Genomic DNA, 25,888 nt, shown 5'->3' on the forward strand with positions numbered 1-25,888 from the left:
ATCCGGTTTCAGCAATGAATTATTTGCATAGCTTGCATTCTGTGCAAACCATTGAATCTACAAAACAAAAAACAGTTAACCAGATTTCGGTTAATTGAGTTTAGTTAAAGATAACGATCTCGTCTGCCCTGGACATGTTCAGCGCAAATCGGGCTTTCTCGTCCAGCATATCACGCTCCAGCGAACCGTCCGACAACAACTCCACTTCTTTTTCCAGCGTCTGACGTGCGGCCACAAGCTTGTCCAACCGGCCCTGACGCTCAATGCGTTGCCGGTCGAATTCCTTCGTCGCGATCAATCCATAATCGCCGTGAACAGAATGATAGCTGAAATAAGAGAGAAACGCGATTGTAATCAAAGGCAGCGTCAGCCGGCCAAGTCTACGTTTCTTATGATGTCTGGTCCACATGCAAGCCTCGCAACGCATTACTGGAGCCAGCATAGTCCGCATTCATTAACCGACGGTTGACCATACGCGCGGGGATAAAAAAACCCGCATCCGTTTCCGGATGCGGGCTGGTCTTTTTTTCAGGTATAAATGCTTAAGACGCGCGTAAAATGCTGCGGCCTGCGTAACGGGCCTGTGGACCCAACTGCTCTTCAATACGAATCAACTGGTTATACTTTGCAAGCCGGTCAGAACGGGCAAGCGAACCGGTTTTGATCTGGCCGCAATTGGTTGCAACAGCAAGGTCTGCGATCGTGGAGTCTTCGGTTTCACCGGAGCGGTGCGACATGACGGCGGTGTAGCCAGCCTTATGCGCGGTCTCTACGGCATCGAGTGTTTCCGAAAGCGTGCCGATCTGGTTGACCTTTACCAGAAGAGAGTTGGCCACGCCCATTTTAATGCCATCGCGCAGACGTGCCGAGTTGGTCACGAACAGGTCGTCACCCACCAGCTGGCAACGCTTGCCAGCAAGATCGGTCAGCGCCTTCCAGCCATCCCAATCGTCTTCCGCCATACCGTCTTCAACCGAAATAATGGGGTAGCGATTAACCAGATCGTTGAGGTATTCTGCCATCGCACCGGGCTCAAGCGTGCGGCCCTCACCTTCCAGCACGTATTTGCCGTCCTTGAAGAACTCCGTAGATGCACAATCCAGACCGATATACATGTCTTCACCGGGACGGTAGCCCGCCTTCTCGATGGACTTCATGATGAAGTCCAAAGCAGCCGGTGCGCTTTCCAGACCTGGCGCAAAACCACCTTCGTCGCCGACATTGGTGTTGAAGCCTTCGGCAGACAGCTGCTTCTTTAAGGTGTGGAAGACTTCCGAGCCCATGCGCACGGCATCGCGGAGCGTTTCAGCGCCAACGGGCATGATCATGAATTCCTGGAAATCGATGGGGTTGTCCGCGTGCGCGCCGCCATTGATGATGTTCATCATCGGCACTGGTAGCAAATGGGCATTAGCACCACCAACATAGCGATACAGCGGAAGACCGGCGGATTCGGCTGCTGCGCGAGCCACTGCCAACGATACACCAAGAATGGCGTTTGCGCCGATGCGCGACTTGTTCGGCGTACCGTCCAGTTCGATCATCGTACGGTCGATTTCGATCTGGTTTTCGGCGTCAAGGCCACCCACGGCTTCAAAAATTTCCGTGTTGACGGCTTCAACAGCGCGTTCCACGCCTTTACCCAGATAGCGGGAGCCGCCGTCACGCAGTTCGACCGCTTCATGTGCGCCGGTCGATGCGCCGGACGGAACAGCCGCACGACCAAAGGCACCGTCTTCGAGATGAACATCCACTTCGATGGTTGGATTTCCACGGCTGTCCAAAATCTCACGGCCGATAATGTCGATGATTGCGGTCATTGTCCCATCCTACTTGCTGTTTCAAACTGTCCGAGCATGTCTGTAATCCATGACACGGAAATTACAATGGCGGCCCAAAGGCCAAGGTTTATTTAAGCTTTGGCAACGGCGTCAAACGCCAGAAGCTTTTCCAGCAACTCCGGCATGTCTTCCAGCGCAACCATGTTCGGTCCGTCGGACGGAGCATTATCGGGATCCTCATGCGTTTCGATGAAGACACCGGATACACCAACGGCAACGGCAGCACGCGCCAGCGTGGAGACGAACCGACGCTCCCCGCCCGTCGAGCCGCCCTGTCCGCCGGGCTGCTGAACCGAATGCGTGGCATCGAATACAACAGGCGCACCCATATCCGCCATGATCGGCAGGGATCGCATATCGGACACCAGTGTATTGTACCCGAACGAAGCGCCGCGCTCGCAGAGCAGCACGTTCGGATTACCGCTGTCGTTCAGTTTGGCCAGAACGTTCTTCATATCCCAGGGTGCCAGAAACTGTCCTTTTTTCACATTGATCACCCGCCCTGTTTTGGCCGCAGCCACGAGAAGGTCGGTCTGGCGGCAAAGAAATGCCGGGATCTGTAACACATCCACCACCGGGGCAACGGCAGCGCAATCGTCTTCCGTATGAATGTCGGTCAGCACGGGAAAGCCGAATTCCGCTTTCAGGTCGGCAAACACCTGCAATGCCTGCTCCAGCCCGATGCCGCGCTTACCGGACAGGGATGTGCGGTTGGCCTTGTCGAAAGATGATTTATAGACCAGTCCGATGCCGAGCGCACTGCACATGTCCACCAGCTTGCCGGCAATCATGAAAGCGTGTTCGCGGCTTTCCATCTGGCACGGTCCGGCGATCAGCGATAGTTTTGCCGAATTGGAAAAGGTGACGGACGCGCTGGCATCTCCCACAACCACGGATGCATTTGTCTTCACGGTCTACTCCTCAAAAGCAAAATCAACGCCTTGTCCGGGCGCTTGGCGTACCAGCAACTGCCGGTCCTTATGTGTGTAATCAACACCGTTGGTGCGCAAGAGTGTTTGCGCCATGTCGAGATCTTCGACCTTGAATACAAGCCGGGAGGCAATCAGTCCACCATCTGAAGGTTCGGTGGCCGGTGCGGCGCGGATGGTAAGATGAAGATTCTGCGCCTCAACACTTAATCCAACCTCTTCGGTCTGCACCGGCCCGCAAATCCTTTCAAAATAGCCCGCGAACAGCGAAGGTTTTGCGGCTCTGAAGTCTATCTTCGCAAGGCCCGTGACGCCGTTTGCATGACGTTCGAGCGAGCCGCGATCTGATGGCAATGGCTGGACGCGCTGGCAAGTAAAGGAAAAGAACTGCGCCATATTCTCGTCTTTGGCAAAGGCAAGACGAAAACGTCCCTCGCCCTGACGGCCATCCGGCAGAACCATCATGCGGGCAAACTCGAAGAGATCCCCTGCGGAGATGCCCTGTTGGGAAAACCATTGATGATCGGCAACAGCGTCTTGACTGGCAAAGGCTATAGACGAGAGCCCCTCGTCCCGACAGTCTCGAAACATCGCGTCCAGTGCAACGAAAGCGTTTCCATTTGAGGCTGCGTGTTCGTAGATGGGTTTGCTTGCGATGGCGAGCGGCTCCAGATACGTCTGGTCAGCGAAAAAGACACAGGCATTTTCTGTACCGAACGGATGCTGCGCATCGGCCGCGACAGTAAAGCCCAACTGTGTCAGCCTCTTGCGGGCTGTTCTCAGGCTATTGACCGGGAGAACAAGATGATCGACGATCCCCGGAAAACGAAGGCGCGCGGACATGCTGGATCCTAATGATCTGGATGTTGGTTCTGTGCGCGTTTTCCTGATCCTTTTCAAGAAAAATGGCGAGGAAAACCTCGCCATTTCAATTTCAAACCAATCGAGACTGTTCAAGTGCCGCTTCGATAAAACTCGCAAACAAGGGATGCGGATCGAGTGGACGACTTTTCAGTTCCGGGTGATACTGCACACCGATGAACCACGGATGATCTGGATACTCGACCGTCTCCGGCAAGACACCGTCCGGTGATGTGCCGGAAAACACCATACCTGCCGCTTCAAGCTTATCCTTGTAGTCGATATTCACCTCATAACGGTGACGGTGACGCTCGGAAATATCGCCGGAGCCATAGATGTCGGCAATGCGGGTTCCGCCCTTTAACGTTGCCTTATAAGCGCCCAAGCGCATAGTGCCGCCAAGATCGCCGCTTGCAGCGCGCTTTTCCAGCATGTTGCCGCGGACCCATTCTGTCATAAGGCCAACAACCGGCTCGGATGTTGGACCGAATTCCGTCGACGACGCTTTTTCAATGCCTGCAAGATTACGGGCGGCTTCCACCACCGCCATTTGCATGCCGAAGCAGATGCCGAAATACGGCACTTTACGCTCCCGCGCAAAACGCACGGCCTGAATCTTGCCCTCGGCGCCCCGCTCACCAAAGCCACCGGGCACCAGAATGCCATCGACTTTTTCAAGATAGGGCGAAGGATCTTCCTTTTCGAAGATTTCCGACTCAATCCACTCCAGCTTGACCTTGACCCGGTTGGCAATGCCGCCGTGGTTGAGGGCTTCGATCAGCGACTTGTAAGCGTCCTTAAGGCCGGTATATTTTCCGACGATGGCAATGGTCACCTCGCCTTCCGGCGTATCAATGCGATTGCCGACCTCTTCCCAGTCCTCAAGCTTGGGCTTGGGCGCAGGCTCGATACCGAATGCAGCCAGAACCTCCGAGTCCAGACCTTCCTTGTGGTAGGCGACCGGAACATCGTAAATGCTGGCAACGTCCAGCGCCTGTATGACGGCGGATGGCCGAACATTGCAGAACAGAGACAATTTGCGGCGTTCAGCCTCCGGAATTTCCCGGTCGGCGCGCACCAGCAGAATATCGGGTGCAATACCCATGGCCTGCAACTCCTTGACGGAGTGCTGGGTGGGCTTGGTCTTCAATTCGCCCGCAGACGGAATGAACGGCATCAGGGTCAAATGAACGTAGACAGCCGAATTGCGCGGCAAATCGTTACCAAGCTGACGAATGGCTTCCATGAACGGCATCGCTTCGATGTCGCCGACTGTGCCGCCGATTTCGCACAGAACGAAATCATACTCATCATTGCCTTCAACAATGAAGGACTTGATCTCATTGGTAACGTGCGGAATGACCTGAACCGTTGCGCCGAGATAATCCCCGCGCCGTTCCTTGTCGATGATGTTCTTGTAAATCCGACCGGTGGTTATGTTGTCGGTTTTGGTTGCTGAACGGCCGGTGAAGCGCTCGTAATGACCGAGATCAAGATCGGTCTCCGCGCCGTCATCCGTCACAAACACTTCACCATGCTGCGTTGGGCTCATAGTGCCCGGATCAACGTTCAGATAGGGGTCAAGTTTACGAAGCCGCACCCGATAACCACGGGCCTGCAACAACGCTCCGAGAGCGGCGGCTGCAATTCCTTTTCCGAGAGAAGAAACCACGCCGCCAGTGATGAATACATATCGCGCCATGGGCTTCACCGGATACAGTTATAAGTTTGATTCCGCCAGCAAAAAAACAAGCTGTCCTCAGCTTTTCACGGGCATTGCGAAAGTCATGCAAAAGAACAGGCCCATCTCAACGCGTGAGATGGGCCTGTTCATGGATATTTGTCGATTACTGGCCGCTTGGAACGTCTGTTGAAGGCGTAGCTGGCTGAGCAGGCGCTGCAGGTGTGGCTGCACCGGTAGCAGGTGCCGCAGGAGCGCCGGTTGTCGGCACGGCGGGAGCAGGCGTCGGCGCGCCGCCCAGAGAATCAAGCACGCCATTGCCATTGTTCGTGGTGCCGGGAATACGATCCAGGATATCGGTCGGGCTGCTCTGGTAACGGGCGAGAATGCCCATACCAAGCGATGTGGCGAAGAACAAAGCTGCCAGAATCGCTGTCGTCCGGGTCAGCGCATTGGCTGCGCCGCGCGCTGACATGAAGCCGGAGCCACCACCAATGCCCAGGCCACCGCCTTCTGAGCGCTGGATAAGAACGACGCCGACAAGCGCCAGAACGATCATGAGGTGAACGACAATCAATACGGTGTGCATCTGGTGTCCAGTTCTGCGCGTACCTGAGATGCAGGCCGCAAGAGGATAGGTTTGCGGCTGTTTATACCAAGCTCAGGCGTATTCCAAGCCCCTACCTCAGTCTATCAAACCTTCATAGGCGCCATAAATGGCAAGGAAATCGTCGGCTTTCAAGCTCGCACCACCAATCAGCGCGCCATCAACGTTGGTCACTCCCATCAATTCCTTCGCGTTCGATGGCTTGACCGAACCACCATAGAGCAGCCGCATGGAGGCACCCTTAGTGCCAAATCGCTCCACCAGCTCGCTTCGGATAAAGGCGTGCGCTTCTTCTACATCCGCAACCGTGGGGGTGAGGCCCGTGCCGATCGCCCAAACAGGTTCGTACGCGATAACCGTATTTTGGGCTGTTGCCCCATCAGGAATGGACTGCGCAAGCTGACGTTTCAGCACATCCAAAGTCTGGTTGCCCTTCCGCTCATCGCCTGTTTCACCGATGCAGATAATCGCTGTCAGCTCGTTGTCCCATGCTTGTTCAGCTTTTGCTCGGATCAGCGCGTCCGGTTCCTTGTGATCCACTCGGCGCTCCGAATGGCCGACGATGACAAAGGTTGCGAAGCAATCCGCCAGCATTTCGGCTGAGATATCGCCCGTATGCGCGCCTGATGCCTTCTCATGGCAATCCTGACCACCGATTTGCAATGGACTGTCATCCGCCAACGCGGTTGCCACATAGGTGAGCGTTGCGGGCGGGCATAGCAAGCTATCGACCTTCGCTGAGAGCTCCCCTTTCACGCCCTCTGCAATTGCCTTGATCTGATCGAGAGACGCGCGGGTCCCGTTCATTTTCCAGTTGCCCGCGACAAGCGGTCGTATTTCCGGTGTCATGATCATCCTCCACTTTTGTGAGAGAGGCCTAACAAAAATACGTGGTGAGGAAAAGCATTAGCCGAGCTGACTGCCGACAAAATCCTTTACAATGCGCACAATGCCCCGCGACAGAAGATCATCGAGCGCATCAATAAACTGGTCCACATGTTTTGCCTCGCAGATCAAAGGCGGCTCAAGCCGGATGACATTGCGGTTATATTCGGTGAAGGCCACCAGCACGTTATAATTGCGCAGCAACAACGCGCCGATGAAACCGGAAAGCGAACCCTTCAATTTCTCGTCCAGCATGGCGACCAGTGGCCGCACGACCATCGGCAGGGTCTGGCTGAAATCATCAAATTCAAGACCCACCATAAGCCCCTGCCCGCGCACATCCTTGATGATTTTCGGATATTTCGATTGCAGGTCCCGCAGACGATCCAGCAGATACTTACCTTGTATCGCTGCATTCTCGATGAGGTTTTCATCGTACATGATGTTCAGGGCTTCGATAGCGGTGATAGACGCCTCGCCAATGCCGCCGAATGTTGCGGGACCATGAATGAGCGCCGTCTTCGGCGTACCATAGGCTTTCATGTAGACCGAACGGCGCGCAATCATGGCGGCCATCGCGCTTTTTCCTCCGCCAAGAGACTTGGCAAGCGCGGTGACATCCGGAACCACACCGGCATGTTCAAACGCAAAAAAGCGGCCGGAACGGCCCATGCCACACTGCACCTCGTCTGCAACCCACAACACGCCATAGCGATCACAGAGTGTGCGCACGGCCTGCCAGTATTGCGGCGGCGCCGTTATGATGCCCCCGCCTCCCTGTATGGTTTCCAGAACCAGAACGCCGATTTCAGGGTCAGCTTTCAACAGAAGCTCCAGCGCCGCAGCGTCACCGAAGGGTATGCGAATATTGTTTTCAACGAGCTGAAACTCCCCCCGGTAAAGCGGTGAGTCCGTCAGCGACAGAACCCCCTTTGTCTTTCCGTGAAAGGAGTTTTCAGCATAGACGATCTTTGGCTTTTTTGGTCCCGCTGCCCGCTCGGCCACCTTGACTGCCGCCTCCATGGCCTCGGAGCCAGACGAGCCCAAAAACACCATATCCAGATCATCCGGTGCAATTGCAGCCAGATTTTTGGCTAGGGCTGCCGCATATTGCGACATGAACGCAATTGCAATCTCATGGCGGTGCTCATCCTGAAACAGCTTTCTGGCGGCCAGAATACGGGGATGATTGTGGCCGAACGCCAATGACCCGAAGCCACCGAAGAAATCCAGAATTTTCCGACCATTCTGGTCGGTGTAATACATTCCCTCAGCTGTTTCGATCTTGACCTTGGCAAAGCCGAGCAGCTTCATGAAATGCAACTGGCCAGGGTTCAAATGGTCTTTGAACAACGACGTCATATCGGCCAGCGTCATCGCCTTGGCCTGCTCGACGGTCAGAAGATCGGGCTTTCGGGGCGAAGGTGAAACCTGTGTGTCCGTCAAAGCCATTCTTCACGCCGCCTTTGTGTTCAAATTGCCAGCGGCCTTGTACTCATCATAGGCCGCGATCAGCATATCGCCATCGTTGAAACGCGGCGTCCAGCCGAGATCATTTTTCAGTCTCGTGGTGTCGCGTATGCACATTTCATCCGCGATAAGATATTGTTCAGGATCCATGATTGGCAAGTTGACCGCATCAAACGCCGCAAGCGTTTTTTTCACCAGAAAAGCGGGCGTCGGAACGAGAATGGATTTCGAGCCTGAATGATTGATCAGATCGCCCAGCAATTTTCGCACGGGTGGCGGATTATCGGAACCGAGATTGTACTCGGCGTTGGGAACATCATGCTTCCAGGCCAGACGCGCCGCTTCTGCACAGTCAAATACCGAGATAAACTGATAGGGATTCTTGCCGGAGCCGATCATCGGCACGGGCAAATTGCGGTCAATGAGCTTGAACAGCTTTTCGAGAATGCCCAGCCGGCCGGGACCGATGATCAAGCGTGGGCGGAAGATTGAAATGTTCATTCCCTCCTTGCGCCATTCCATCGCCAGCTTTTCCGTGGCCCATTTGGACTTTCCGTATTCACCCAAAGGGTTTGCCGGATGCGCTTCGGTTTGCGGAGACTGGATCGTGTGTCCATACACCATGTCGGTCGTGAACTGCACCAAACGGTTGGCATCGCGCCGCGCCATACTGCGGATGATGTTTTCGGCCCCATAATAATTCACTGGCCAGAAAAACTGCCAGCGTTTAGCCCGTACCTGCAACGGCGAAAGCATTTTGGCTGCCATGTTGTAGATAACGTCATCCGCACCCATGTCGACGGACTGCACCGCATCACGGTTCGTCACATCCGTGTGGATGAAGCGGACGTGATCGTAATGCGCAAGGCTTGATTTCGCGATGTCCGCAACAACAACCTCCTGACCGTCCGCCAGCAGAATTTCCACCAGATGACGTCCAACAAAGCCGTCACCACCAAAGATGATGTGTTTCATGAACGGCTCTCCTGTGGCTCTGCATGAGACGCGTCGGCTTTGCCGGATTGGGCAATCAGCACGGTGCCGACGCAGATGAAAGCGATACCCGCGATACGCCAAGCGTTCAGGTTTTCATGGAACAGAAAATAGGCAAGAACGGCGACTGCAACATAGGCCAGGCTCAGGAAGGGATAGGCAAACGAAAGCTCAACCTTGGACAGGACATAAAGGTGAGAGGCCATCGATATGACGAAGGTCGCAAGGCCCGCAAACACCCAAGGGTTGAAAACAATATGAATAATGCCGAGGACGACATTGCCAGCCGACAGATTTAGCGGCCCAATGGACAACATGCCCTGTTTCAACATCAGCTGCGCGGCGGCATTGGTCATGACAGTAAATAGAATGAAAACAAGCATATTCATGGCGCTTCTCCGGCCCTACGCACTGTTAGATTCATCAAGCAAAATAAACGTCAACTGTGATCGTAAAATTTTATCGATCTGACGGTTTCTTTTATCGCGACAGTTGCATTGCGGTTCTGCGCCAGAAGTCAGACATCATTACGGGGTCGCGAAGGACTTCCAGCTTTTGCCAATTGGGAAATGATGCAGCAAAGGTTCGGGCTGACATCCGCGCATCCTTGTAGGGATTAACCGCGCCACCGGCGTCCAGAACGATATCATCCAACCGGTTCAAAAGATTGAGCGTGCTCTTTCCCTGATGGGCAAAGTCCAGTGTCAGGGTGAACCCGGGCCGTGCGAATAACAGCAAACCGGCGGGCGGTGAGTCGCCAAACTTCTTCAACACCGTCAGAAAAGAGGCATGGCCTGCGTTCTTCGCCTCTGTCAGCAGTAGCCTCGTCACGGCTTCGGCATCGGCTGCGGGGTAGACACTTTGATGCTGAAACAGGCCAGCCGGTCCGTAGAGCCGGTTCCAACCGCGAATGGCGTCCAGAGGGTAGAAATAGCTGCTCCACGGCACCGTCGTCACAGTTTCATGTCGTGGGACTTTGCGGAAATAAACTTCGTTGAAGACTTTCAGCGACACTGAATTCAAAAGGTTGAACGGCGGTTGAAACGGCACCGACAATCGGGACTTGCGTGGGCCATCCGGCAGATCACAGCTCCCATCTGCATGGTCACCCGCCAGCAACACACCACGCCCGAACGTCTTGCCCCCGGCCAGTTGATCGACCCAGGCCACGGAATATTCATGAGATGCGTCGGTGTCGTCAATGATTGCGAAGTAGTCCGACAGGGTATCAAACCGCGTTGTATGCTGTTGAATGTGTGCGCAAGGCACTTTCATCAGTTGAAGCTGAACCGTGACGATCAGGCCCGTCAGCCCCATGCCGCCAATGGTTGCCTTGAACAAGTCCGAATTTTCCTGCCGTGAACAGGTCAGCACATCGCCCGTGGAGCGCAGCAGTGTCAGGCTGACGACGTGCTTGCCGAACGAGCCTCTGGCGTGATGATTTTTGCCGTGAACGTCATTTGCCACCGCTCCGCCCAGGGTTGCAAAGGCGGTTCCTGGTGTGACCGCTAAAAAGAAACGGCTCTGGACCGCACGCGCGAGAATTTCCGCTAAGGTCACGCCCGCTTCGCAGGAGATCAGGCCCGTCCCCGGATCCAAGGAGAGAATGCGGTCCCGGGCGCGGTTTGCGATCAAGGTTCCCGCATCGTTGTGACAGCTATCGCCATAAGAGCGGCCATTGCCAAACGGCAGAAACGATCCCGGCTCTGCACCGAGGCGGGCATCTTCATAGGCATCGGGAGATATCGACCGCCGTGTTGCGCTCACGAGCCTGCCCCAGCTTTGCAACGATTCCGGCTTCACTTACAATGTCCCGATAAAGACGAGGACCATGCCGGCCGCCATTGTAAGCTGGCTGCGCCAGTCCCGCATGATGAAGACGACAGGGTCTTCGTGCAGCATGGAGCGGCGCGCCAGCATCCAGATGCGCAGGAGCAGATACAGCACCAGTGGGCACAGCGGCCAGAGCGCCCATGGTAAGGTGTACATGGCCTGCATTTCAGTGCTGTGAATGTAAAGCGCCAGCACAAGAGACGCTGTAAACGCGGACGCCACGCCCGCCTGCCCGACCATTTCAAAATCGACAGCCATATAACCACGACCGGGCACGTTTCCTACCTCATTCAAGCCGAATTCATTCAGTTCAACATAGCGTTTGACCAGCGCCAGGCTGAGAAAGAAGAAAATGGAGAAAGCCAGCAACCAGAATGACAAGTCTGCACCGGTGGCGACGGACCCGGCGATAATGCGCACGGTGTAGAGCCCTGCCAGAGTAAAGACATCGACCAGCAACTTACGCTTTAAAATAAAGGTGTAAGCGGTTGTCGATAATCCATAAAATCCGAGAACGAGCATGAATTGTGCTGGCAGAAGCGTAGAAAGTAAAATGGAACATACAGTCAAACCCAAAGCGATTGCCAATGCTCTCGGGATCGACAACTGCCCGCTCGCCAAAGGTCGCATACGCTTTTTCGGATGGGCGCGGTCGTTTTGAAGGTCAGACAGATCGTTGATGATATAGACAGCCGATGCCAGAAAGCTGAAAGCAAAAAATGCAATAACAGTCCGCAACACGATATCCCAATTGGCGATGTCATGGTTCAGAACCATAGGCACGGCGATCAGTACATTCTTGGCCCATTGGTGCATGCGGATGGTTTTCAGGGAGACCCACCCATTCGACGGCCCCGTGTCGATCAACTCGGCACCGTGATCGGTCTGCCATTTAAGCGCGTGACGGTCAGGTGCAACCACGATAGCTGTGCGAGCAGCGTCAAACACATCAATATCGTCCTTGCTGTTGCCGATATAATCAAAGCCACCAGCCCCGAACCGTTCAACCAGCAGATCCCTCTTGCGATGACGGGTCAGATTGTTGTCGCGACTGCTGTGCAGGACCTCGTTGAAGATACCGAGATGTTCTACCGCCGCCATCGCAACAGGTGCGGCAGCGCCGGTAACAAGGACTAGAGAGCGGCCGTTTTCTTTCTCGGCTTTGAGCCGAGCGATTACCTCATCGCGATACGGCCAGTCCTGTGCGAGTCGTTTCGAGCGCGTCGCGACCTGATGCTTGAGCTCCGCCTTTCCCTTGAAAAGCCAGAGTGCCAGATGAAACACCATCAATGGGTTCCGAAGCAGGATAGAGATTGCGCCTTCCCACAACGTATCGGTTGCAACCAGCGTCCCATCCAGATCGACGCACAGCGGCACCTGAACGGTATTGATAGAATGATCCATATCTGCCTGCCGGTGCCCTCAGTGCTGCTTTATTGATCCAACCAGTTCAGTGCATCGCGCCAGTCTGTCATCCGTATCGGCGTTCCGTGATTGCCCCCCTCAAATAGAACAAACCGCGCCGGATATTTCTTCGCCTTCAGTGTGCGGTAGAGACGGGTCTGCTCATCCGCTGTGTAGACCGAGTCACGGCTGCCGTGTGAGAAGAACAAAGGCAATTTTGCCTTGAACCCTGCGCTAGACAGAAAGTTCGCATCCGCTGCGCCGCTCATGATCATCATGCCCTTCAGGTTGGCAACAGTTTCAGCCTCACGCATCAACCCCCAACACACAAAGCTTCCCATGGACGCGCAGGCCACAAACACAGGCCGTCCCGGCGATGACTGTTTCACATGTTTGATCAGGGATGCAACCTGCGAAACCCCGTTTTGATCAAAGGCACCCACCGAAGGCGCATAATAGGCGCCACCATTCGCATAACTCAGGTTTTTTATTCGGTTAAAATTACCGCCGAACGAATAGTCGTTGTTCCCCAGCCGCCGGTCTCCGCCACGGCCATGAACAAATATTACGGTAAACGCCGCATTTTGAGATGGCCCAACGCGCGCCACATCGAGCGGCCCTGTTTCGACTGAAAGGGTTTCCAAAAATCGTGCTTTGGCCGGGATCAGGCTGACATAGGGTCTTTTGACTCGCCGCTCCGGTATCTGGTCGCGCTCGTTGATGTCTCGCAGTTCCTGATAATCAACAACCGTATAGTCACCACCATCTGAACGCGTCACGATTTGCGGATAGGCAAAAAGCTCGTCCTTATAGGGCTTCAACAATTCGGCTTGCACGCCGGTTGATACCATACACAACAAGCAGAGCAGCACCACGTGCCGAAAAATGAAATGACCTGTGGATGCGTGCATGTTAAAGGCTCCCCATAGGCGGCATCTCTTGCCATCAGAACGGTGCGGACGCAATCCTTCCACGCCTGCAAACCGTTGGGCACGCCTGCTTGATTGATACCGACCATCGGAACAAGCGTTCCGCACTCCAGATTTTGAACGGCTCATGGACGACAACAACGATCTCTTCTCATCAAACCCGGTGCCCCCCGCAGTCGCTCCGAAGGCCGAAAAGCCGAAACCGGTGCCCGCTTCGGCTGCGCAGACGCAGGGCCTGTCGCAAACCTATGATGCGTCGACAATCCGGGTTCTGGAAGGGCTTGAGCCTGTTCGCCTGCGGCCCGGCATGTATATCGGCGGCACCGATGAGAAGGCAATGCACCACCTCTTCGCCGAAGTGATCGACAACTCCATGGACGAAGCGGTCGCCGGTCATGCAACCCTGATCGACGTCAATTTTGACGCTGATGGGTTTTTGACCGTAACCGATAACGGGCGCGGCATTCCGGTTGACAATCACCCGCAGATGCCCGGCAAATCGACGCTGGAAGTGGTGCTGACCGTTCTGCATGCGGGCGGCAAATTCGATGGCAAGGCCTACGAGACATCCGGCGGTCTTCACGGCGTTGGCGTGTCCGTGGTCAATGCCTTGTCCGACGCCCTGGAAGTTGAAGTGGCCATCAACCGCAAGCTTTACCGCCAGCGATTTTCACGGGGTGTACCGCAGGGTGGTCTGGAGCATCTGGGTGATGTGCAGAACCGTCGTGGCACCCGCGTCCGCTTCCGTCCGGACCCTGAGATTTTCGGAGCAAATGCCAAATTCGATCCCGCGCGTCTCTTCCGCATGGCGCGCTCGAAAGCCTATCTGTTCGGTGGCGTTAAAATCCGCTGGACCTGCGATCCGGCCCTTGTCGCCGATAACAGCGACATTCCCGATAAGGCAGAGTTTCATTTTCCTGGCGGTCTTAAGGATTACTTGCAGGCCAATCTCGGCAAGGAGTTTACCGTCACGCGGGAAATTTTTGCCGGAAAAACCGAGAAGGCCAGTGGCCATGGTTCGCTGGAGTGGGCCGTCACCTGGTATGGTGGCGACGCCCTCCTCCATTCCTATTGCAATACGATTCCCACTCCCGATGGCGGAACACATGAGGCTGGCTTCCGCATTGCGCTGACCAAAGGGTTGAAGAACTATGCCGAACTGACGCAAAACAAACGCGCCGCGATGATCAGCACCGAAGATGTGATGATTTCAGCCGTCGGCATGTTGTCCGTCTTCATTCGTGAGCCGGAATTCGTCGGCCAGACGAAAGATAAACTCGCAACTGTCGAAGCACAGCGTTTGGTGGAAAACGCTATACGCGATCCGTTCGATCATTATCTGGCCGACAATCCCAACGAAGCGGCGAAGCTTCTGGAATGGGTGATCGAGCGCGCAGACGAACGTATGCGCCGCCGTAAGGAAAAGGAAGTCAGCCGCAAATCTGCCGTGCGCAAACTGCGCCTGCCGGGCAAGCTGGCGGATTGTTCACAAAATTCCGCACGGGGTGCCGAGTTATTCATCGTGGAGGGGGACTCGGCTGGCGGCTCTGCCAAGCAGGCGCGAAATCGCGCCAATCAGGCAATCCTACCGCTGCGTGGAAAGATCCTCAACGTTGCGAGTGCGGGTCGCGAAAAGCTGGGGGCGAACCAGCAGATTGCCGATCTGGTGCAGGCCTTGGGCTGCGGCACACGTACAAAATATCGAGAGGAAGATCTGCGCTATGAGCGCGTTGTCATCATGACCGATGCGGACGTGGACGGTGCCCATATCGCCTCACTCCTTATCACCTTCTTCTATCAGGAAATGCCGGAACTTATCCGTGGCGGCCACCTTTTTCTGGCCGTTCCTCCGCTCTACCGCATCACTCAGGGGGCAAAAACGCTCTATGCGCGTGATGATGTCCACCGTGCCGAATTGATCGCGAGCGAGTTTAACAGCCGCGGAAAAATTGAAATCGGACGCTTCAAAGGCTTGGGGGAAATGTTACCGGCGCAGTTGAAGGAAACGACAATGGATCCATCAAAGCGCACTCTGCTGAAAGTCGCCATTGATGATGTTGACTTTGAAGGCACACGCGATGCCGTCGACAATCTGATGGGGACCCGGCCCGATGCACGTTTTCGGTTTATTCAGGAGCGGGCTGCATTTGTGGACAACCTCGACATTTGATCAGAGCGTCGAGGTCAGCCGCTTTTCCATAAAAATGCTGAGCGGGTCTTGCCTGTACGCGCCAAAGGGACCCCGCTCGGCAAACCCGGACCGACGATAGAGGCCGATGGCCTCCGGCTGATGAATGCCGGTCTCCAGTTGGATTGTGTGAACGCCACTTCTGAGTGCGTGGCTTTCCAGAGCAGCAAGCAGGCGGCCGCCAAGCTTCAGACCGCGAGCGGCGGGATCAACGAACATGCGTTTGATTTCCGCATTGCCTCCCCCCGCATTCACCAAAGCACAACATCCGACAATATCGCCATCACGTCTGGCAACGAAGAAGGTCACTTCTGGACGCAGTAAATCCGTGACATCAACCAGATGATTGCTCTCGGCAGGATACAGTTCGGCCATATACGCATCGGACTGGCGTAGCAGGTGTAGCACACCCGGCTGGTCCGGGGTTTCAACTTCAATCAGAGCGTTCATTTATCCTCTTTTAGAATGCGTGAATGTAGGTTATCTTTTTATTAACCGGTCACAAAATGCCTTAATTTTGTTGGTCGTTGCGCTTAAGCGTCTTTGGCACCTCGCCTGTTGATGAAGGGTTTGACCTATGAAGGCTGCGATTATCGTGATGACCATTCTCGGCTGCGATGACACCGCCAGTCAATGCCACTATATTTCAACTTTGGATCGGTCGTGGGAGTCCGTCGCGACATGTGACGCTGAGTCCGAAAAGCAATTGAGCACCTTTACCAAAAGCAATTATCCGGTGGTCGTTGCCGTTTGTGAAACATCCGGCAGCAACATGACGGTTGCCGAGATCGAGTCGCCGCCGCCAAATTCAGGACTGCCAACCACTCCCGAAACGACCGTGGCACCGGAGGACCATCGCAGCATGCCCCGTCGCGCAATGGCTATCCTGACCGAATCGCTGCCTTCATCTTCGCAATTGCGGGAGCTGGTCTCAACACCCGTTCACTACATTGAGGGTAGCTACTCCTGGGTTGCTCGCAAATTCGAAAAGTGAATCATTCCAGCATCGAACTGGATGACGAGGCGCTACGCGGCGGCATTGATTTGCCGTGCAGCATAGCCACGTGCGTCGCTGCGTTTGTCTGCAATTTCAAGCCGTTCCGCAAGTCGTTCCAATTGACCCGGTGAACTCCTACGATCCGTCATATGCGATGCTGTTGCGGATGGTCGCGCCTGTCGCCAGAGAATGACCGTATGTGCGAAGTCGGCCGCGATTATCTCGCTCATCCCGCAGGTAATCAACAAATTCTGGACGGCTTGCATTCGCCCATCCGCAAGGATTGACCGGACGCGCTTGTTTGAGGTGCCGGACAACTCAGCAAAAATGGCACACAGGAACGGTAGTTCGCCCCGGTGCAGCAGAGTCATGAGGAAAGCGGGCGTTAAGCGACGTTGGACGTGAAGATACTGGATGATCGTGCTGCCGCGCTGTGAAGCGCTTTGTTGCAAGCAAATAACTGCGTCATCCGTCGCAGTTGTCATAACATGACTGATGGCGCCGGGTGCCAGCACGTTCTGAATGAACGTGGACTGCGCCAGCGATTGCGATAAAGCATCGACCAGTCGAAGTCGCGCATCCTCTGGAATGGCGCGATCCAGCAACAGCTCCCGAATTTGGGCGTGGGTTGCAAAACGCTCCGCCAACCGTCTGAATGCGATCACTGGAATATTGGCGCCCGGGTTCTGAAGCAACAAAGCCGCATCGTAATCACGGCACACCTCTACCAACGCAGCAGATACAGGCGCTGAAACGGTGCGGCGCAGCGCTATCATCGCATGTGTCTGGTTTGTGCCGGTGACCATGATGTCGATCAGATCAGCGTCGGTAAGGCAGGGCGAGCCCAAGAGAATAGTCGAGGAGATTTCCGCCTGATCCTGTGCCAGTGACAAAATGATGTGGCGCGGCGCACGTTCGCTGGCGACCAACGCTTGTGCCAGAGCAAGTCGAACCTTGGGTGATGGATCATCCAGCACATAGGTCATAGCAAGCTCCGCCGCCTGCTCGTCGATGGGTTTGATAGCAGACTGGACATAGGCGCGGCCAAGAGCATTTGCTGCCTTGGAACGGTCAGCAACCCGCGCGTCTTTCATCCAACGTAGAAATGCTTCTATGATCACGAAAGGCCCCCATACGAACTGTATCGAAGCCACTTTATAAGCTTTGAATGTTTAAGAATTATTCACCATACCGCCGCGTCATGGTCGAAGCATCTCAAAGACATCTCCTGCGTCGCAATAGTCCATGTAGCCCATGCGACCCAGCGGGCGTACGGTTGCCATATCCAGCCGACCATTCTTGACAGCTTCCTCGCGGATATGAATACCGACCACTTCGCCGATGACAACGAAGTTGTCGGCTGGTGTTCCCGATAACGTATCGGGTTGAAAAAATTGTGTTAAGCGGCACTCGAGCGCTGCAAATGCTTCGCCAACATACGGCGCGGCAACAAGTTCACCTCTCACCGGGGTCAGGCCGGCGAGTTCGAATTCGCTTGCCCCGTGCGGTGCGGGCGCAGATGTTAAATTCATCTGTTTTTGCAGATGTTTACCAGCGAGATTGCAGGTAAATTCTTTGGTATCTTGAATGTTTCTTACACTGTCTTTGAAGCCACTTGACGAAAACATGACCAGCTTCGGGGTGTCGCAGATTGCGTTGAAAAACGAGTATGGAGCGAGATTGAACGCGCCGCTGGACGACACGGACCCGATCCACCCGATGGGACGCGGCGATACAATGGCCTTGAACGGGTCATGTGAGAGACCATGGCGATTTTCTGCGGTGTTATAAAACATCATCAATCCTCAAGACGCTTCGCCAGCCCAAGTTACAATATCGGCCAGTTCCGGACGTGGCCGTTCGAAGGGCGGAACCTGTGCGGTGCCAATATGGATAAATCCTGCAATTTTCTCGTTTGGCTTCACGCCAAGTACCGGCCATGCCCGCTCATCGAAGCAGAACCATTCGGAAAGCCAGTTCGATGAATAGCCAAGAGCATTTGCGGCCATCAAAAGGTTGAGGCACACAGCTCCGGCAGACATGACCTGCTCCCACTCGGGGATCTTGAAATGCGGTGCCGCCGTGCTGACGACGGCGATAACCACCGGCGTGCGAGTGAGCCGTGTACGCTCCACCTCTATCATCTCATCCGATAGATCGGGTTTGGCTTCCAGCGCCAGACGCAACAGCTCCGCACTGATACGGACACGCTCCTCGCCCCGGTACACGATGAACCGCCAGGGCGCCAGCTTGCCGTGATCCGGCACGCGCGATGCCAGTTTCAGCATTTCTTCGATCTCGCCGCGATCAGGCCCGGGCTCTCCCATCTGAAACGCCGGAATAGATCGGCGGCTGGAAAGATAATCCACAAGCTTGATTTCAGTTTTCATCATTCGTCTCATCCGTTAATCATGGTCGGCGGCAGCCTTGAAAACGCCATCTGCCGGGCTTTCAAGTGGAGCCTGAAAAACAGGAAGTCAACTGCGCCTATGCCCCCGTTTCGAAATTCCGCCAGCTGGCACACAGCCTGCTTTGCTCTGACCGCGTTTATCGCGGCTTCTCCGCTGCATGCGCAAAATGAAGGAAGTGCATTTCCCGCGCCTCCAGCCGCCCCGGCAGTGGACCTGCCGCCCATTAACGGCTTTAACCCCGTCCCCAACAGCAATCCCAACCCGGACTTGAAGGACGTTCGACTGGATGCGGTGCTGACCGACGAGGGACCTGCCGTCCAGCACGGATTGACGTGGCGCGTGTTCAGCCCGATCCCCGGCGGTGATGGCAAACTTCCGCTGCTTGCAACGTCGGAAGGCGGATCGGCAGATTTTCAGTTGGGCTCCGGAGAGTATTTCATCAACGTCGTTTTCGGTCGGGCTGGTGCAACGAAAAAAATCCGCGTACCGACCGATGGCAGCTTGCCAAAGCAGGTCATGAATCTGGATGCCGGTGCGCTGGTGCTGAATGCTGTCTCCGGCAGCGACGTGCGCATACCGCCGAAAGAATTGACATTTTCGATTTACTCCTCGGATGTCAAGGAAGACGGCGAGCGGGCGCTCGTCTCGACAGACGTCAAACCGTCAACGGTCGTGCGTCTCAACTCAGGCACCTACCACATTGTTTCGGATTACGGCGACGTCAATGCTGTGATCCGCGCGGATATTCAGGTGGAAGCGGGTAAGATGACCGAGGCAACCATCCAGCACCGCGCTGCGAAACTGACCTTGAAGCTGGTGTCCGAAGCAGGCGGCGAAGCCATCGCCGATACCAAATGGTCGATACTGGCATCGTCGGGCGATGTTATCAGCGAAAGTGTTGGCGCGTTTCCCACCGTGGTGCTTGCGGAAGGAAACTACATCGCCATTGCGCGCAACAAGGACAAGTTTTACCAGCGTGATTTTAATGTTCAGGCGGGCGTCAATACAGATATTGAGGTTCTGCTGGACCGCGATGCGCAGGCGCAAAACACCGCTGACTGACGCTTCGCTTGCGCTTTGAAGAGCAAAGCCCGGCCTTCGGTCAAGGCCGGGCTTTCGTCGTCACGCTGCTTTTGCCTTGGCAAGGGCTTTGCGCTTGAGGTCCGGTGGCGTTGCCTCGTCCACAAGGGCTTCAAGCGCCGCGTCCAGCGCCATCGGCGTCTGGGACTGGCTACCCAAACGACGGATGTTGACTGACCGCTCCTCCGCTTCGCGCATGCCGCATACAATGATGACCGGTACCTTGGTCACGGAATGCTCGCGAACCTTGTAATTGATCTTCTCGTTGCGGAAGTCCGTCTCAACGGTCAGGCCCGCGTCCCGCAGGAGGTCTGCAACTTCACGCCCATAATCATCCGCCTCCGAGGTTATCGTGGCCACGACAACCTGCAATGGCGACAACCACAGCGGCATATGCCCGGCATAGTTTTCAATCAGGATACCGAGGAACCGCTCCATAGAGCCGCAAATGGCCCGGTGGATCATCACAGGCTGCTGCTTTTCGGAGTTCTGATTGATATAGAATGCACCAAAACGCTCCGGCAGATTGAAATCCACCTGCGTGGTTCCGCACTGCCATTCGCGGCCAATAGCATCCTTCAACGTATACTCGAATTTCGGACCGTAAAACGCGCCCTCACCGGGCAAGATGCCCGTCTTGATCCGCCCGCCAGCCTGCGCTTCGATGGTTTTCAAAACATCCGACATCACCTGCTCGGCACGATCCCACAGGTCATCCGAACCCACGCGTTTTTCCGGGCGGGTAGACAGTTTCACCGTGATTTCTTCAAAGCCGAAATCGGCATAGGTCGACAGAATCAAATCGTTGATGCGAAGGCACTCGGCGGCCATTTGCTCATCGGTGCAGAACACATGGGCGTCGTCCTGTGTAAAGCCACGCACGCGCATCAGGCCATGCAGAGCACCCGAAGGCTCGTACCGATGTACATTCCCGAATTCAGCAAGTCGAACAGGCAGTTCGCGGTAAGACTTAAGACCATGCTTGAATATCTGGATATGGCCGGGGCAGTTCATCGGCTTCAACGCGAAGACGCGATCATCGTCGGTTTCGTCACCCGCAACGGTCACCTTGAACATATTGTCTCGGTACCACGCCCAGTGGCCAGATGTTTCCCACAGCGACTTATCCAGCACCTGCGGTGCGTTCACTTCCTGGTAGGTTCCAGCCAGACGGCGGCGCATGTAGCTGACCAGCGTCTGGAAAATGCGCCAGCCCTTTCCGTGCCAGAACACAACACCGGGGCCTTCTTCCTGAAAATGGAACAGGTCCATCTCACGACCGAGACGGCGATGGTCGCGCTTTTCAGCTTCCGCCAGAACGTGGAGATAATGTTCCAGTTCTTCCTGTGTTGCCCATGCCGTGCCGTAAATGCGTGTCAACATCGGGTTGTTGCTGTCACCACGCCAATAGGCACCGGCGACTTTCATCAGTTTGAAGGCCGTACCGATCTGCCCTGTTGCCGCCATATGCGGGCCGCGGCAGAGGTCGAACCAGTCACGCTGCGCATAAATCTTCAGGTCCTGATCGGCGGGAATCGCATCGACCAGTTCCACCTTGTAGCTTTCGCCCTTTGCGGCAAAAACGTCGCGGGCCTTGTCGCGGCTCCAGATTTCCTTCGTGAAGGGCTTATTGCGGGCAATAATCTCCTTCATCTTCTTTTCGATCTTCGGCAAATCTTCCGGTGTAAACGGCTCGCTTTTGGCAAAGTCGTAATAGAACCCGTTATCGATCACAGGGCCGATTGTGACCTGAGTGCCGGGAAACAGTTCCTGCACGGCTTCTGCCATCACGTGGGCGGCATCGTGTCGGATCAGTTCCAGTGCGCGCGGGTCTTCGCGGGTAATAATTTCCAGCCGACCGGTGTCCACCGGATCGGACAGGTCACGAAGCGTACCGTCAAGCGCAATGGCAACGGCTTTTTTCGCAAGGGATTTTGAAATGGATTCTGCAACCTCACGTCCGGTCGTTCCCGGCGAGTACGCGCGGACCGAACCATCGGGAAATGTGAGGGAGATTGGGGCTGACATCATAAGTCTCCTGTTCCAGTCCCGCCAACGAATGCGGGTGGGGAAGTGGGCGCTGATCGCCGGACCATTCCGGCTTAATCGGAGGTGGTCATATAGTCTTTTTCAGCTTCGTCAAAGGGCGCGGTTCCTCAAATTTATCGATGAGAAACGAAATAGCGCCAGGGCAAATACCATTTCATGTGCGGTGGAAGCACCTCGGGCACACGGTCAATCCCATGCGTACCACCCGGGCCGCACCGAACAACACGAAACAGGGTCAGCCAGCCCCCCGGCCACAGGCCGTGGCGGGCGATCGCTTCATAGCCATACTCCGAGCAGGTGGGCAGATGCCGACACCCTTGCCCAATGAAGCCGGAGAGTGTCAGTTGATACAGCCGGATCAACCCCATACCCAACAAGCGATCAGGGGTTCTCACGAACTCTCCACGCCAGTTGCGGCCACGGTAAGGCTTGGATGCCGCCTGCCGCCCGCACATCAGGCCTTTGCCTCGATCTGCGCAATGGCATCGTTGACGGCATCAAAGGTCAGCATGGTGGAGGCATGGCGAGCACGGTAATCGCGCACGGGTTTGAGAAACCGCATATCCACGAACCGCCCCGATGGACCTTCGCCGCCGTCTTTCAGCATGGCCAGCATATCGGCGCGGGCCTGTCGGAGTTCATCTACCGAAGAACCAACCACATGCTGTGCCATGATTGCTGACGACGCCTGCCCCAGCGCACAGGCTTTGACATCATGTGCGAAGTCGCTCACCGTGTCCCCGTCGAGTTTCAGCCAGATCGTAACTTTGGAACCGCACAAACGAGAGTGCGCGCTGGCTTGCGCATGGGCATCATCAAGACGGCCGGTCCGGGTGATGTTTCCAGCGAACTCCAGTATTTTGGTATTGTAAATATCGTCCATCACACCAACATCATTCCAACAAGCGTTTATTAGCAATTGATCCGCGAGCCTGTATACTGCGTATGTCGCAAAAAAGCACGAGCAGGTATGTCTGCGGTCTTCCGCATACACTCGCGATTGTTATATATGTCGGTATCGGGCGGCGAATGCGCAAGGCGTTTTCAGCCCATTGTTAAGACGATCAACGGCTGCAACGTGCTTTCGGGGTAAACTGAGTGTAAGACGCGGATCGTCAAGGGGCCTTTTATGGACGCAGTTGTGAAAAATTTTCCACCGCAAGACAATTCCGGTCGGCCAACCCAGAAGGAAGCCGAGGACGCGGTGCGTCTTTTGCTGCGCTGGGCCGGGGACAATCCCGAGCGGGAGGGCCTCAGAGATACGCCCGCGCGCGTGACCAAAGCCTACAAGGAACTGTTTTCTGGTTATGAACTGGACGCCGATGATGTGCTGGGGCGCACATTTGAAGAGGTGGCCGGTTATGATGAAATGGTTCTGGTCAAAGACATTCCGTTCTTTTCGCATTGCGAACACCATATGGTTCCGATCATCGGCAAAGCTCACGTAGCCTATCTGCCGAACGGCCGGGTTCTGGGCCTGTCCAAGATCGCGCGGGTCGTGGAGATCTACGGCCGACGCCTGCAAACGCAGGAGACTATGACTGCGCAGATCGCCAAGGCGATTGATGACAGTCTGCGCCCGCGCGGTGTCGCCGTCATGATTGAAGCCGAACATATGTGCATGGCCATGCGTGGTGTGCAGAAACAGGGCTCAACGACGCTAACGACCACCTTCACTGGCGTATTCAAGGCTGAACCTGCCGAGCAGGTGCGGTTTATGACGATGCTGCGCGGGCGCTAACCTGCGGATAGAGGTATGATGACCATTCCGTTTGCGCCGCCGTCCGCCGACAAATCGGAACTTGAAGGCAGTGGATCATTCACGCCGTGGTTTGACGCCAACGGGCTGATAACTGCCGTCGTCACCGACGCCGGTGACGGCATGTTGCTGATGGTTGCCCATATGAATTCCGAGGCGCTGGCTTTGACGCTAGAAACGGGCGTTGCGCATTACTACAGTCGATCCCGTCGCAAGCTTTGGAAAAAAGGCGAGACATCGGGAAACTTCCAGACAGTGACCGAGATCCGCACCGATTGCGATCAGGATGCCATCTGGTTGAAGGTGTCTGTTGGGGGTCACGATGCAACCTGCCACACCGGACGGCGGTCGTGCTTCTATCGGACTGTTGCGGTTGATGATGGCAAGGCCAGCCTAACAATTACCGATGACACTCGCCATTTCGATCCGCAATCCGTTTATTCCAAGGGTTAATGGTTCGCGCTCTTTAATATTTTGAAATCGAATCATGCGAATGTGTTATAGAAATCACTAATGATCGATTTCGAAAGGGGGCAGCATGTTGACTTGGTATCACCGCAGCAACCATTTGAAAGACCTTACCTCCTCCAGCCTTCCACAGGCCACATCCACTCCGACTGTCAAAATTGCGCTGGCTTTGGGCGGCGGTGCGGCGCGTGGTTGGGCACATATCGGTGTCTTGCGCGCGCTCGACGAGGAAGGCATCGAAGTGGGCATGATCGCCGGGACATCGATTGGGGCGCTGGTGGGTGGCTGTTATCTGGCAGGAAAGCTTGACGAGCTTGAGACATTTGCCCGTTCCTTGAGTTTGCGCCGGATCGTGGGTTTGCTCGACTTCATGCTGGGCGGCAGCGGTTTGCTGGGTGGAATGCGCCTGACGCAACGAATGCAGGATCATCTGGATGGTGTGCTCATTGAACAACTCGGCAAACCCTTCGTCGCCGTCGCTTCGGAAGTTCATACCGGTCACGAGGTCTGGATTCATCAGGGATCATTGATCACGGCGTTGCGCGCTTCATACGCCCTGCCCGGTATATTTGAACCGGTGAAATCGGGAAACCGCACATTGATTGATGGCGCATTGGTAAACCCGGTGCCGGTATCAGTCTGTCGCGCCTATGAACAGCCCCTCGTCGTGGCCGTCAACCTCAACTATGATCTGTATGGTCGATCCGGCGTGATCAAACACATTGCAAGTGAACCACCGCCAGAGATGAATGAGGTTGCCCGCAACGACAAGGCTGCCCGCCTGGGGGTGTCCCGGGTCATGGTGCAAGCCTACAATATTATTCAGGACCGTATTGCCCGCGCGCGCCTTGCCGGGGACCCACCGGACTTGTCCTTGCATCCCCGGTTGAGCGAGATTGGAATGGCAGAGTTTCATCGTGCCAGCGAAGCTATCGACCGTGGCTATCAGGAAACCAAACTCAAGATCGGGGAACTGCGGCGTCTGCAAGAAATCTGTGTTGAAAGAGTGTGAGAGACGCCGCCCTTTGGTGTTGATGGTCAGCCAGCAATATACGCTTTGATATGCTCGGCTTCCTGTTCAATGGCGCGAATGCGGCTTTTGACCACATCACCTATGGAAATGATGCCGACGATTCGGGCGCTCTCTTCCACAGGGATATGGCGGGCGCGAAGCGTGCTCATCATCTGCATGACGTGATCAATTGAAGTGTCTTCCGAACAACAATAGACATTTGTCCACATGAAGTTGGAAACGGGCTGGTCCAGACACGCAGGCCCCTGTCGGGCTATACAACTGACGATATCCCGTTCAGTCAGTATCCCCGCGATTGCGTTCTCCGCGTCCAAGATAACAACAGCGCCGATGTGATTGTCGTGAAGGCACTTCGCAGCGTCTTGCACGGTCAGACTCGGCACAATGGTAATAACCTGTCGGCCTTTTTCTTCCAGAATGGTGCGTACTTGCATAACGTCCTCCCATAAGATGGTGCAGCCGCACTCCTC

Annotated in this window: 27 protein-coding genes; 6 read left to right on the forward strand and 21 right to left on the reverse strand. The window is 55.4% G+C overall.

Features of this window, described 5'->3' with window-relative positions; translation table 11 throughout:
* Nucleotides 1-100: 100 nt before the first annotated feature.
* The 13 genes from IFT84_RS14290 to IFT84_RS14350 form a co-directional block, all read right to left on the reverse strand.
* Complete coding sequence (locus IFT84_RS14290) at nt 101-409, reverse strand: FtsB family cell division protein (RefSeq protein ID WP_192120510.1); 309 nt, start codon at nt 407-409, stop codon at nt 101-103.
* A 133-nt stretch (nt 410-542) separates the two neighbouring features.
* Nucleotides 543-1,820 (reverse strand): phosphopyruvate hydratase, encoded by a 1,278-nt coding sequence (gene eno / locus IFT84_RS14295; RefSeq protein WP_192120513.1) that lies wholly within the window; start codon nt 1,818-1,820, stop codon nt 543-545.
* Between the two features lie 92 nt (nt 1,821-1,912).
* Nucleotides 1,913-2,752, reverse strand: coding sequence for a 3-deoxy-8-phosphooctulonate synthase (kdsA, locus tag IFT84_RS14300; RefSeq protein WP_192120515.1), 840 nt, complete (start codon nt 2,750-2,752; stop codon nt 1,913-1,915).
* 3 nt (nt 2,753-2,755) lie between these two features.
* Nucleotides 2,756-3,613, reverse strand: coding sequence for a VOC family protein (locus IFT84_RS14305; protein ID WP_192120517.1), 858 nt, complete (start codon nt 3,611-3,613; stop codon nt 2,756-2,758).
* Between the two features lie 91 nt (nt 3,614-3,704).
* On the reverse strand, nt 3,705-5,333 hold the full coding sequence (locus IFT84_RS14310; RefSeq protein ID WP_192120519.1) for a CTP synthase: 1,629 nt from the start codon (nt 5,331-5,333) through the stop codon (nt 3,705-3,707).
* Between the two features lie 145 nt (nt 5,334-5,478).
* Nucleotides 5,479-5,901, reverse strand: a complete 423-nt coding sequence (secG, locus tag IFT84_RS14315; protein ID WP_192120521.1) for a preprotein translocase subunit SecG — start codon at nt 5,899-5,901, stop codon at nt 5,479-5,481.
* A 96-nt stretch (nt 5,902-5,997) separates the two neighbouring features.
* A complete protein-coding gene (gene tpiA, locus IFT84_RS14320) occupies nt 5,998-6,768 on the reverse strand; it encodes a triose-phosphate isomerase (RefSeq protein ID WP_192120523.1) in 771 nt (256 codons plus the stop codon).
* Between the two features lie 57 nt (nt 6,769-6,825).
* Complete coding sequence (locus IFT84_RS14325) at nt 6,826-8,256, reverse strand: aspartate aminotransferase family protein (protein ID WP_192120532.1); 1,431 nt, start codon at nt 8,254-8,256, stop codon at nt 6,826-6,828.
* 3 nt (nt 8,257-8,259) lie between these two features.
* Nucleotides 8,260-9,249: an NAD-dependent epimerase/dehydratase family protein gene (locus IFT84_RS14330; protein WP_192120534.1), complete on the reverse strand. Its 990-nt coding sequence runs from the start codon at nt 9,247-9,249 to the stop codon at nt 8,260-8,262.
* Entirely contained in the window at nt 9,246-9,656 is a 411-nt protein-coding gene (locus tag IFT84_RS14335) for a transporter (RefSeq protein ID WP_192120536.1), read from the reverse strand. Before IFT84_RS14335 ends, IFT84_RS14330 begins: the two co-directional genes overlap by 4 nt.
* A gap of 91 nt (nt 9,657-9,747) precedes the next feature.
* Complete coding sequence (locus tag IFT84_RS14340; RefSeq protein ID WP_192120538.1) at nt 9,748-11,070, reverse strand: FAD-binding protein; 1,323 nt, start codon at nt 11,068-11,070, stop codon at nt 9,748-9,750.
* Nucleotides 11,071-12,504, reverse strand: a complete 1,434-nt coding sequence (locus IFT84_RS14345) for a UbiA family prenyltransferase (RefSeq protein WP_192120541.1) — start codon at nt 12,502-12,504, stop codon at nt 11,071-11,073. It lies immediately after the preceding gene.
* Between the two features lie 29 nt (nt 12,505-12,533).
* Nucleotides 12,534-13,415: an alpha/beta hydrolase gene (locus tag IFT84_RS14350; protein WP_192120542.1), complete on the reverse strand. Its 882-nt coding sequence runs from the start codon at nt 13,413-13,415 to the stop codon at nt 12,534-12,536.
* Between the two features lie 145 nt (nt 13,416-13,560).
* Between IFT84_RS14350 and parE the strand changes: the two genes are divergently transcribed.
* Nucleotides 13,561-15,603, forward strand: a complete 2,043-nt coding sequence (gene parE, locus IFT84_RS14355; RefSeq protein WP_192120545.1) for a DNA topoisomerase IV subunit B — start codon at nt 13,561-13,563, stop codon at nt 15,601-15,603.
* On the opposite strand, the gene IFT84_RS14360 is transcribed toward parE, so the two are convergent.
* Nucleotides 15,604-16,071 (reverse strand): GNAT family N-acetyltransferase, encoded by a 468-nt coding sequence (locus tag IFT84_RS14360; RefSeq protein ID WP_192120547.1) that lies wholly within the window; start codon nt 16,069-16,071, stop codon nt 15,604-15,606.
* A gap of 127 nt (nt 16,072-16,198) precedes the next feature.
* On the opposite strand from IFT84_RS14360, the gene IFT84_RS14365 reads away from it, so the two are divergent.
* Nucleotides 16,199-16,615 (forward strand): hypothetical protein, encoded by a 417-nt coding sequence (locus IFT84_RS14365; RefSeq protein WP_192120549.1) that lies wholly within the window; start codon nt 16,199-16,201, stop codon nt 16,613-16,615.
* 32 nt (nt 16,616-16,647) lie between these two features.
* Here IFT84_RS14365 and IFT84_RS14370 read toward each other — a convergent pair whose 3' ends face one another.
* The 3 genes from IFT84_RS14370 to IFT84_RS14380 all read right to left on the reverse strand — a co-directional run bounded on the left by IFT84_RS14370 (nt 16,648) and on the right by IFT84_RS14380 (nt 19,008).
* Nucleotides 16,648-17,739: a DUF2336 domain-containing protein gene (locus IFT84_RS14370; protein ID WP_192120551.1), complete on the reverse strand. Its 1,092-nt coding sequence runs from the start codon at nt 17,737-17,739 to the stop codon at nt 16,648-16,650.
* 78 nt (nt 17,740-17,817) lie between these two features.
* Nucleotides 17,818-18,414 (reverse strand): flavin reductase family protein, encoded by a 597-nt coding sequence (locus tag IFT84_RS14375; protein WP_192120553.1) that lies wholly within the window; start codon nt 18,412-18,414, stop codon nt 17,818-17,820.
* Nucleotides 18,415-18,423: 9 nt separating this feature from the next.
* The gene (locus tag IFT84_RS14380) at nt 18,424-19,008 is read right to left on the reverse strand and encodes a nitroreductase family protein (protein WP_192120953.1); all 585 of its coding nucleotides are present in this window, start codon (nt 19,006-19,008) and stop codon (nt 18,424-18,426) included.
* Nucleotides 19,009-19,107: 99 nt separating this feature from the next.
* Here IFT84_RS14380 and IFT84_RS14385 point away from each other — a divergent pair, with 99 nt between their 5' ends.
* Nucleotides 19,108-20,091: a hypothetical protein gene (locus IFT84_RS14385; protein ID WP_244651230.1), complete on the forward strand. Its 984-nt coding sequence runs from the start codon at nt 19,108-19,110 to the stop codon at nt 20,089-20,091.
* A gap of 60 nt (nt 20,092-20,151) precedes the next feature.
* Here the strand turns inward: IFT84_RS14385 and thrS are convergent, their stop codons facing one another.
* The 3 genes from thrS to IFT84_RS14400 form a co-directional block, all read right to left on the reverse strand.
* Nucleotides 20,152-22,137, reverse strand: a complete 1,986-nt coding sequence (gene thrS, locus IFT84_RS14390) for a threonine--tRNA ligase (protein WP_192120555.1) — start codon at nt 22,135-22,137, stop codon at nt 20,152-20,154.
* Nucleotides 22,138-22,271: 134 nt separating this feature from the next.
* Nucleotides 22,272-22,613, reverse strand: coding sequence for a membrane protein insertion efficiency factor YidD (gene yidD, locus IFT84_RS14395; protein ID WP_192120557.1), 342 nt, complete (start codon nt 22,611-22,613; stop codon nt 22,272-22,274).
* On the reverse strand, nt 22,613-23,041 hold the full coding sequence (locus tag IFT84_RS14400; protein ID WP_192120559.1) for an iron-sulfur cluster assembly scaffold protein: 429 nt from the start codon (nt 23,039-23,041) through the stop codon (nt 22,613-22,615). The genes yidD and IFT84_RS14400 overlap by 1 nt, the downstream gene beginning before the upstream one ends.
* Nucleotides 23,042-23,287: 246 nt before the next feature.
* Here IFT84_RS14400 and folE point away from each other — a divergent pair, with 246 nt between their 5' ends.
* From folE to IFT84_RS14415, 3 genes are all read left to right on the forward strand, one after another.
* Nucleotides 23,288-23,899 (forward strand): GTP cyclohydrolase I FolE, encoded by a 612-nt coding sequence (folE, locus tag IFT84_RS14405; protein ID WP_192120561.1) that lies wholly within the window; start codon nt 23,288-23,290, stop codon nt 23,897-23,899.
* An 18-nt stretch (nt 23,900-23,917) separates the two neighbouring features.
* Nucleotides 23,918-24,370, forward strand: coding sequence for a phosphoribosyl-AMP cyclohydrolase (hisI, locus tag IFT84_RS14410; RefSeq protein WP_192120955.1), 453 nt, complete (start codon nt 23,918-23,920; stop codon nt 24,368-24,370).
* Nucleotides 24,371-24,455: 85 nt separating this feature from the next.
* Complete coding sequence (locus tag IFT84_RS14415) at nt 24,456-25,397, forward strand: patatin-like phospholipase family protein (protein ID WP_192120563.1); 942 nt, start codon at nt 24,456-24,458, stop codon at nt 25,395-25,397.
* A gap of 26 nt (nt 25,398-25,423) precedes the next feature.
* Here IFT84_RS14415 and IFT84_RS14420 read toward each other — a convergent pair whose 3' ends face one another.
* Nucleotides 25,424-25,852: a CBS domain-containing protein gene (locus tag IFT84_RS14420; protein ID WP_192120565.1), complete on the reverse strand. Its 429-nt coding sequence runs from the start codon at nt 25,850-25,852 to the stop codon at nt 25,424-25,426.
* Nucleotides 25,853-25,888 lie beyond the last annotated feature (36 nt).

The organism is Rhizobium sp. CFBP 8762, assembly GCF_014841565.1.
In the GTDB taxonomy this organism is placed as follows: Bacteria; Pseudomonadota; Alphaproteobacteria; order Rhizobiales; family Rhizobiaceae; genus CFBP-8762.

Coding starts and splice junctions, on each gene's coding strand:
- tpiA (WP_192120523.1), bottom strand. CDS start 6,768: ATGACACCGGAAATACGACCGCTTGTCGCGGGCAACTGGAAAATGAAC.
- IFT84_RS14380 (WP_192120953.1), bottom strand. CDS start 19,008: ATGAAAACTGAAATCAAGCTTGTGGATTATCTTTCCAGCCGCCGATCT.
- IFT84_RS14345 (WP_192120541.1), bottom strand. CDS start 12,504: ATGGATCATTCTATCAATACCGTTCAGGTGCCGCTGTGCGTCGATCTG.
- hisI (WP_192120955.1), top strand. CDS start 23,918: ATGACCATTCCGTTTGCGCCGCCGTCCGCCGACAAATCGGAACTTGAA.
- IFT84_RS14385 (WP_244651230.1), top strand. CDS start 19,108: ATGCCCCCGTTTCGAAATTCCGCCAGCTGGCACACAGCCTGCTTTGCT.
- IFT84_RS14400 (WP_192120559.1), bottom strand. CDS start 23,041: ATGGACGATATTTACAATACCAAAATACTGGAGTTCGCTGGAAACATC.
- IFT84_RS14290 (WP_192120510.1), bottom strand. CDS start 409: ATGTGGACCAGACATCATAAGAAACGTAGACTTGGCCGGCTGACGCTG.
- folE (WP_192120561.1), top strand. CDS start 23,288: ATGGACGCAGTTGTGAAAAATTTTCCACCGCAAGACAATTCCGGTCGG.
- eno (WP_192120513.1), bottom strand. CDS start 1,820: ATGACCGCAATCATCGACATTATCGGCCGTGAGATTTTGGACAGCCGT.
- IFT84_RS14350 (WP_192120542.1), bottom strand. CDS start 13,415: ATGCACGCATCCACAGGTCATTTCATTTTTCGGCACGTGGTGCTGCTC.
- IFT84_RS14420 (WP_192120565.1), bottom strand. CDS start 25,852: ATGCAAGTACGCACCATTCTGGAAGAAAAAGGCCGACAGGTTATTACC.
- IFT84_RS14375 (WP_192120553.1), bottom strand. CDS start 18,414: ATGTTTTATAACACCGCAGAAAATCGCCATGGTCTCTCACATGACCCG.
- IFT84_RS14310 (WP_192120519.1), bottom strand. CDS start 5,333: ATGGCGCGATATGTATTCATCACTGGCGGCGTGGTTTCTTCTCTCGGA.
- IFT84_RS14305 (WP_192120517.1), bottom strand. CDS start 3,613: ATGTCCGCGCGCCTTCGTTTTCCGGGGATCGTCGATCATCTTGTTCTC.
- IFT84_RS14365 (WP_192120549.1), top strand. CDS start 16,199: ATGAAGGCTGCGATTATCGTGATGACCATTCTCGGCTGCGATGACACC.
- secG (WP_192120521.1), bottom strand. CDS start 5,901: ATGCACACCGTATTGATTGTCGTTCACCTCATGATCGTTCTGGCGCTT.
- thrS (WP_192120555.1), bottom strand. CDS start 22,137: ATGTCAGCCCCAATCTCCCTCACATTTCCCGATGGTTCGGTCCGCGCG.
- IFT84_RS14335 (WP_192120536.1), bottom strand. CDS start 9,656: ATGAATATGCTTGTTTTCATTCTATTTACTGTCATGACCAATGCCGCC.
- parE (WP_192120545.1), top strand. CDS start 13,561: ATGGACGACAACAACGATCTCTTCTCATCAAACCCGGTGCCCCCCGCA.
- IFT84_RS14330 (WP_192120534.1), bottom strand. CDS start 9,249: ATGAAACACATCATCTTTGGTGGTGACGGCTTTGTTGGACGTCATCTG.
- IFT84_RS14360 (WP_192120547.1), bottom strand. CDS start 16,071: ATGAACGCTCTGATTGAAGTTGAAACCCCGGACCAGCCGGGTGTGCTA.
- yidD (WP_192120557.1), bottom strand. CDS start 22,613: ATGTGCGGGCGGCAGGCGGCATCCAAGCCTTACCGTGGCCGCAACTGG.
- IFT84_RS14415 (WP_192120563.1), top strand. CDS start 24,456: ATGTTGACTTGGTATCACCGCAGCAACCATTTGAAAGACCTTACCTCC.
- IFT84_RS14325 (WP_192120532.1), bottom strand. CDS start 8,256: ATGGCTTTGACGGACACACAGGTTTCACCTTCGCCCCGAAAGCCCGAT.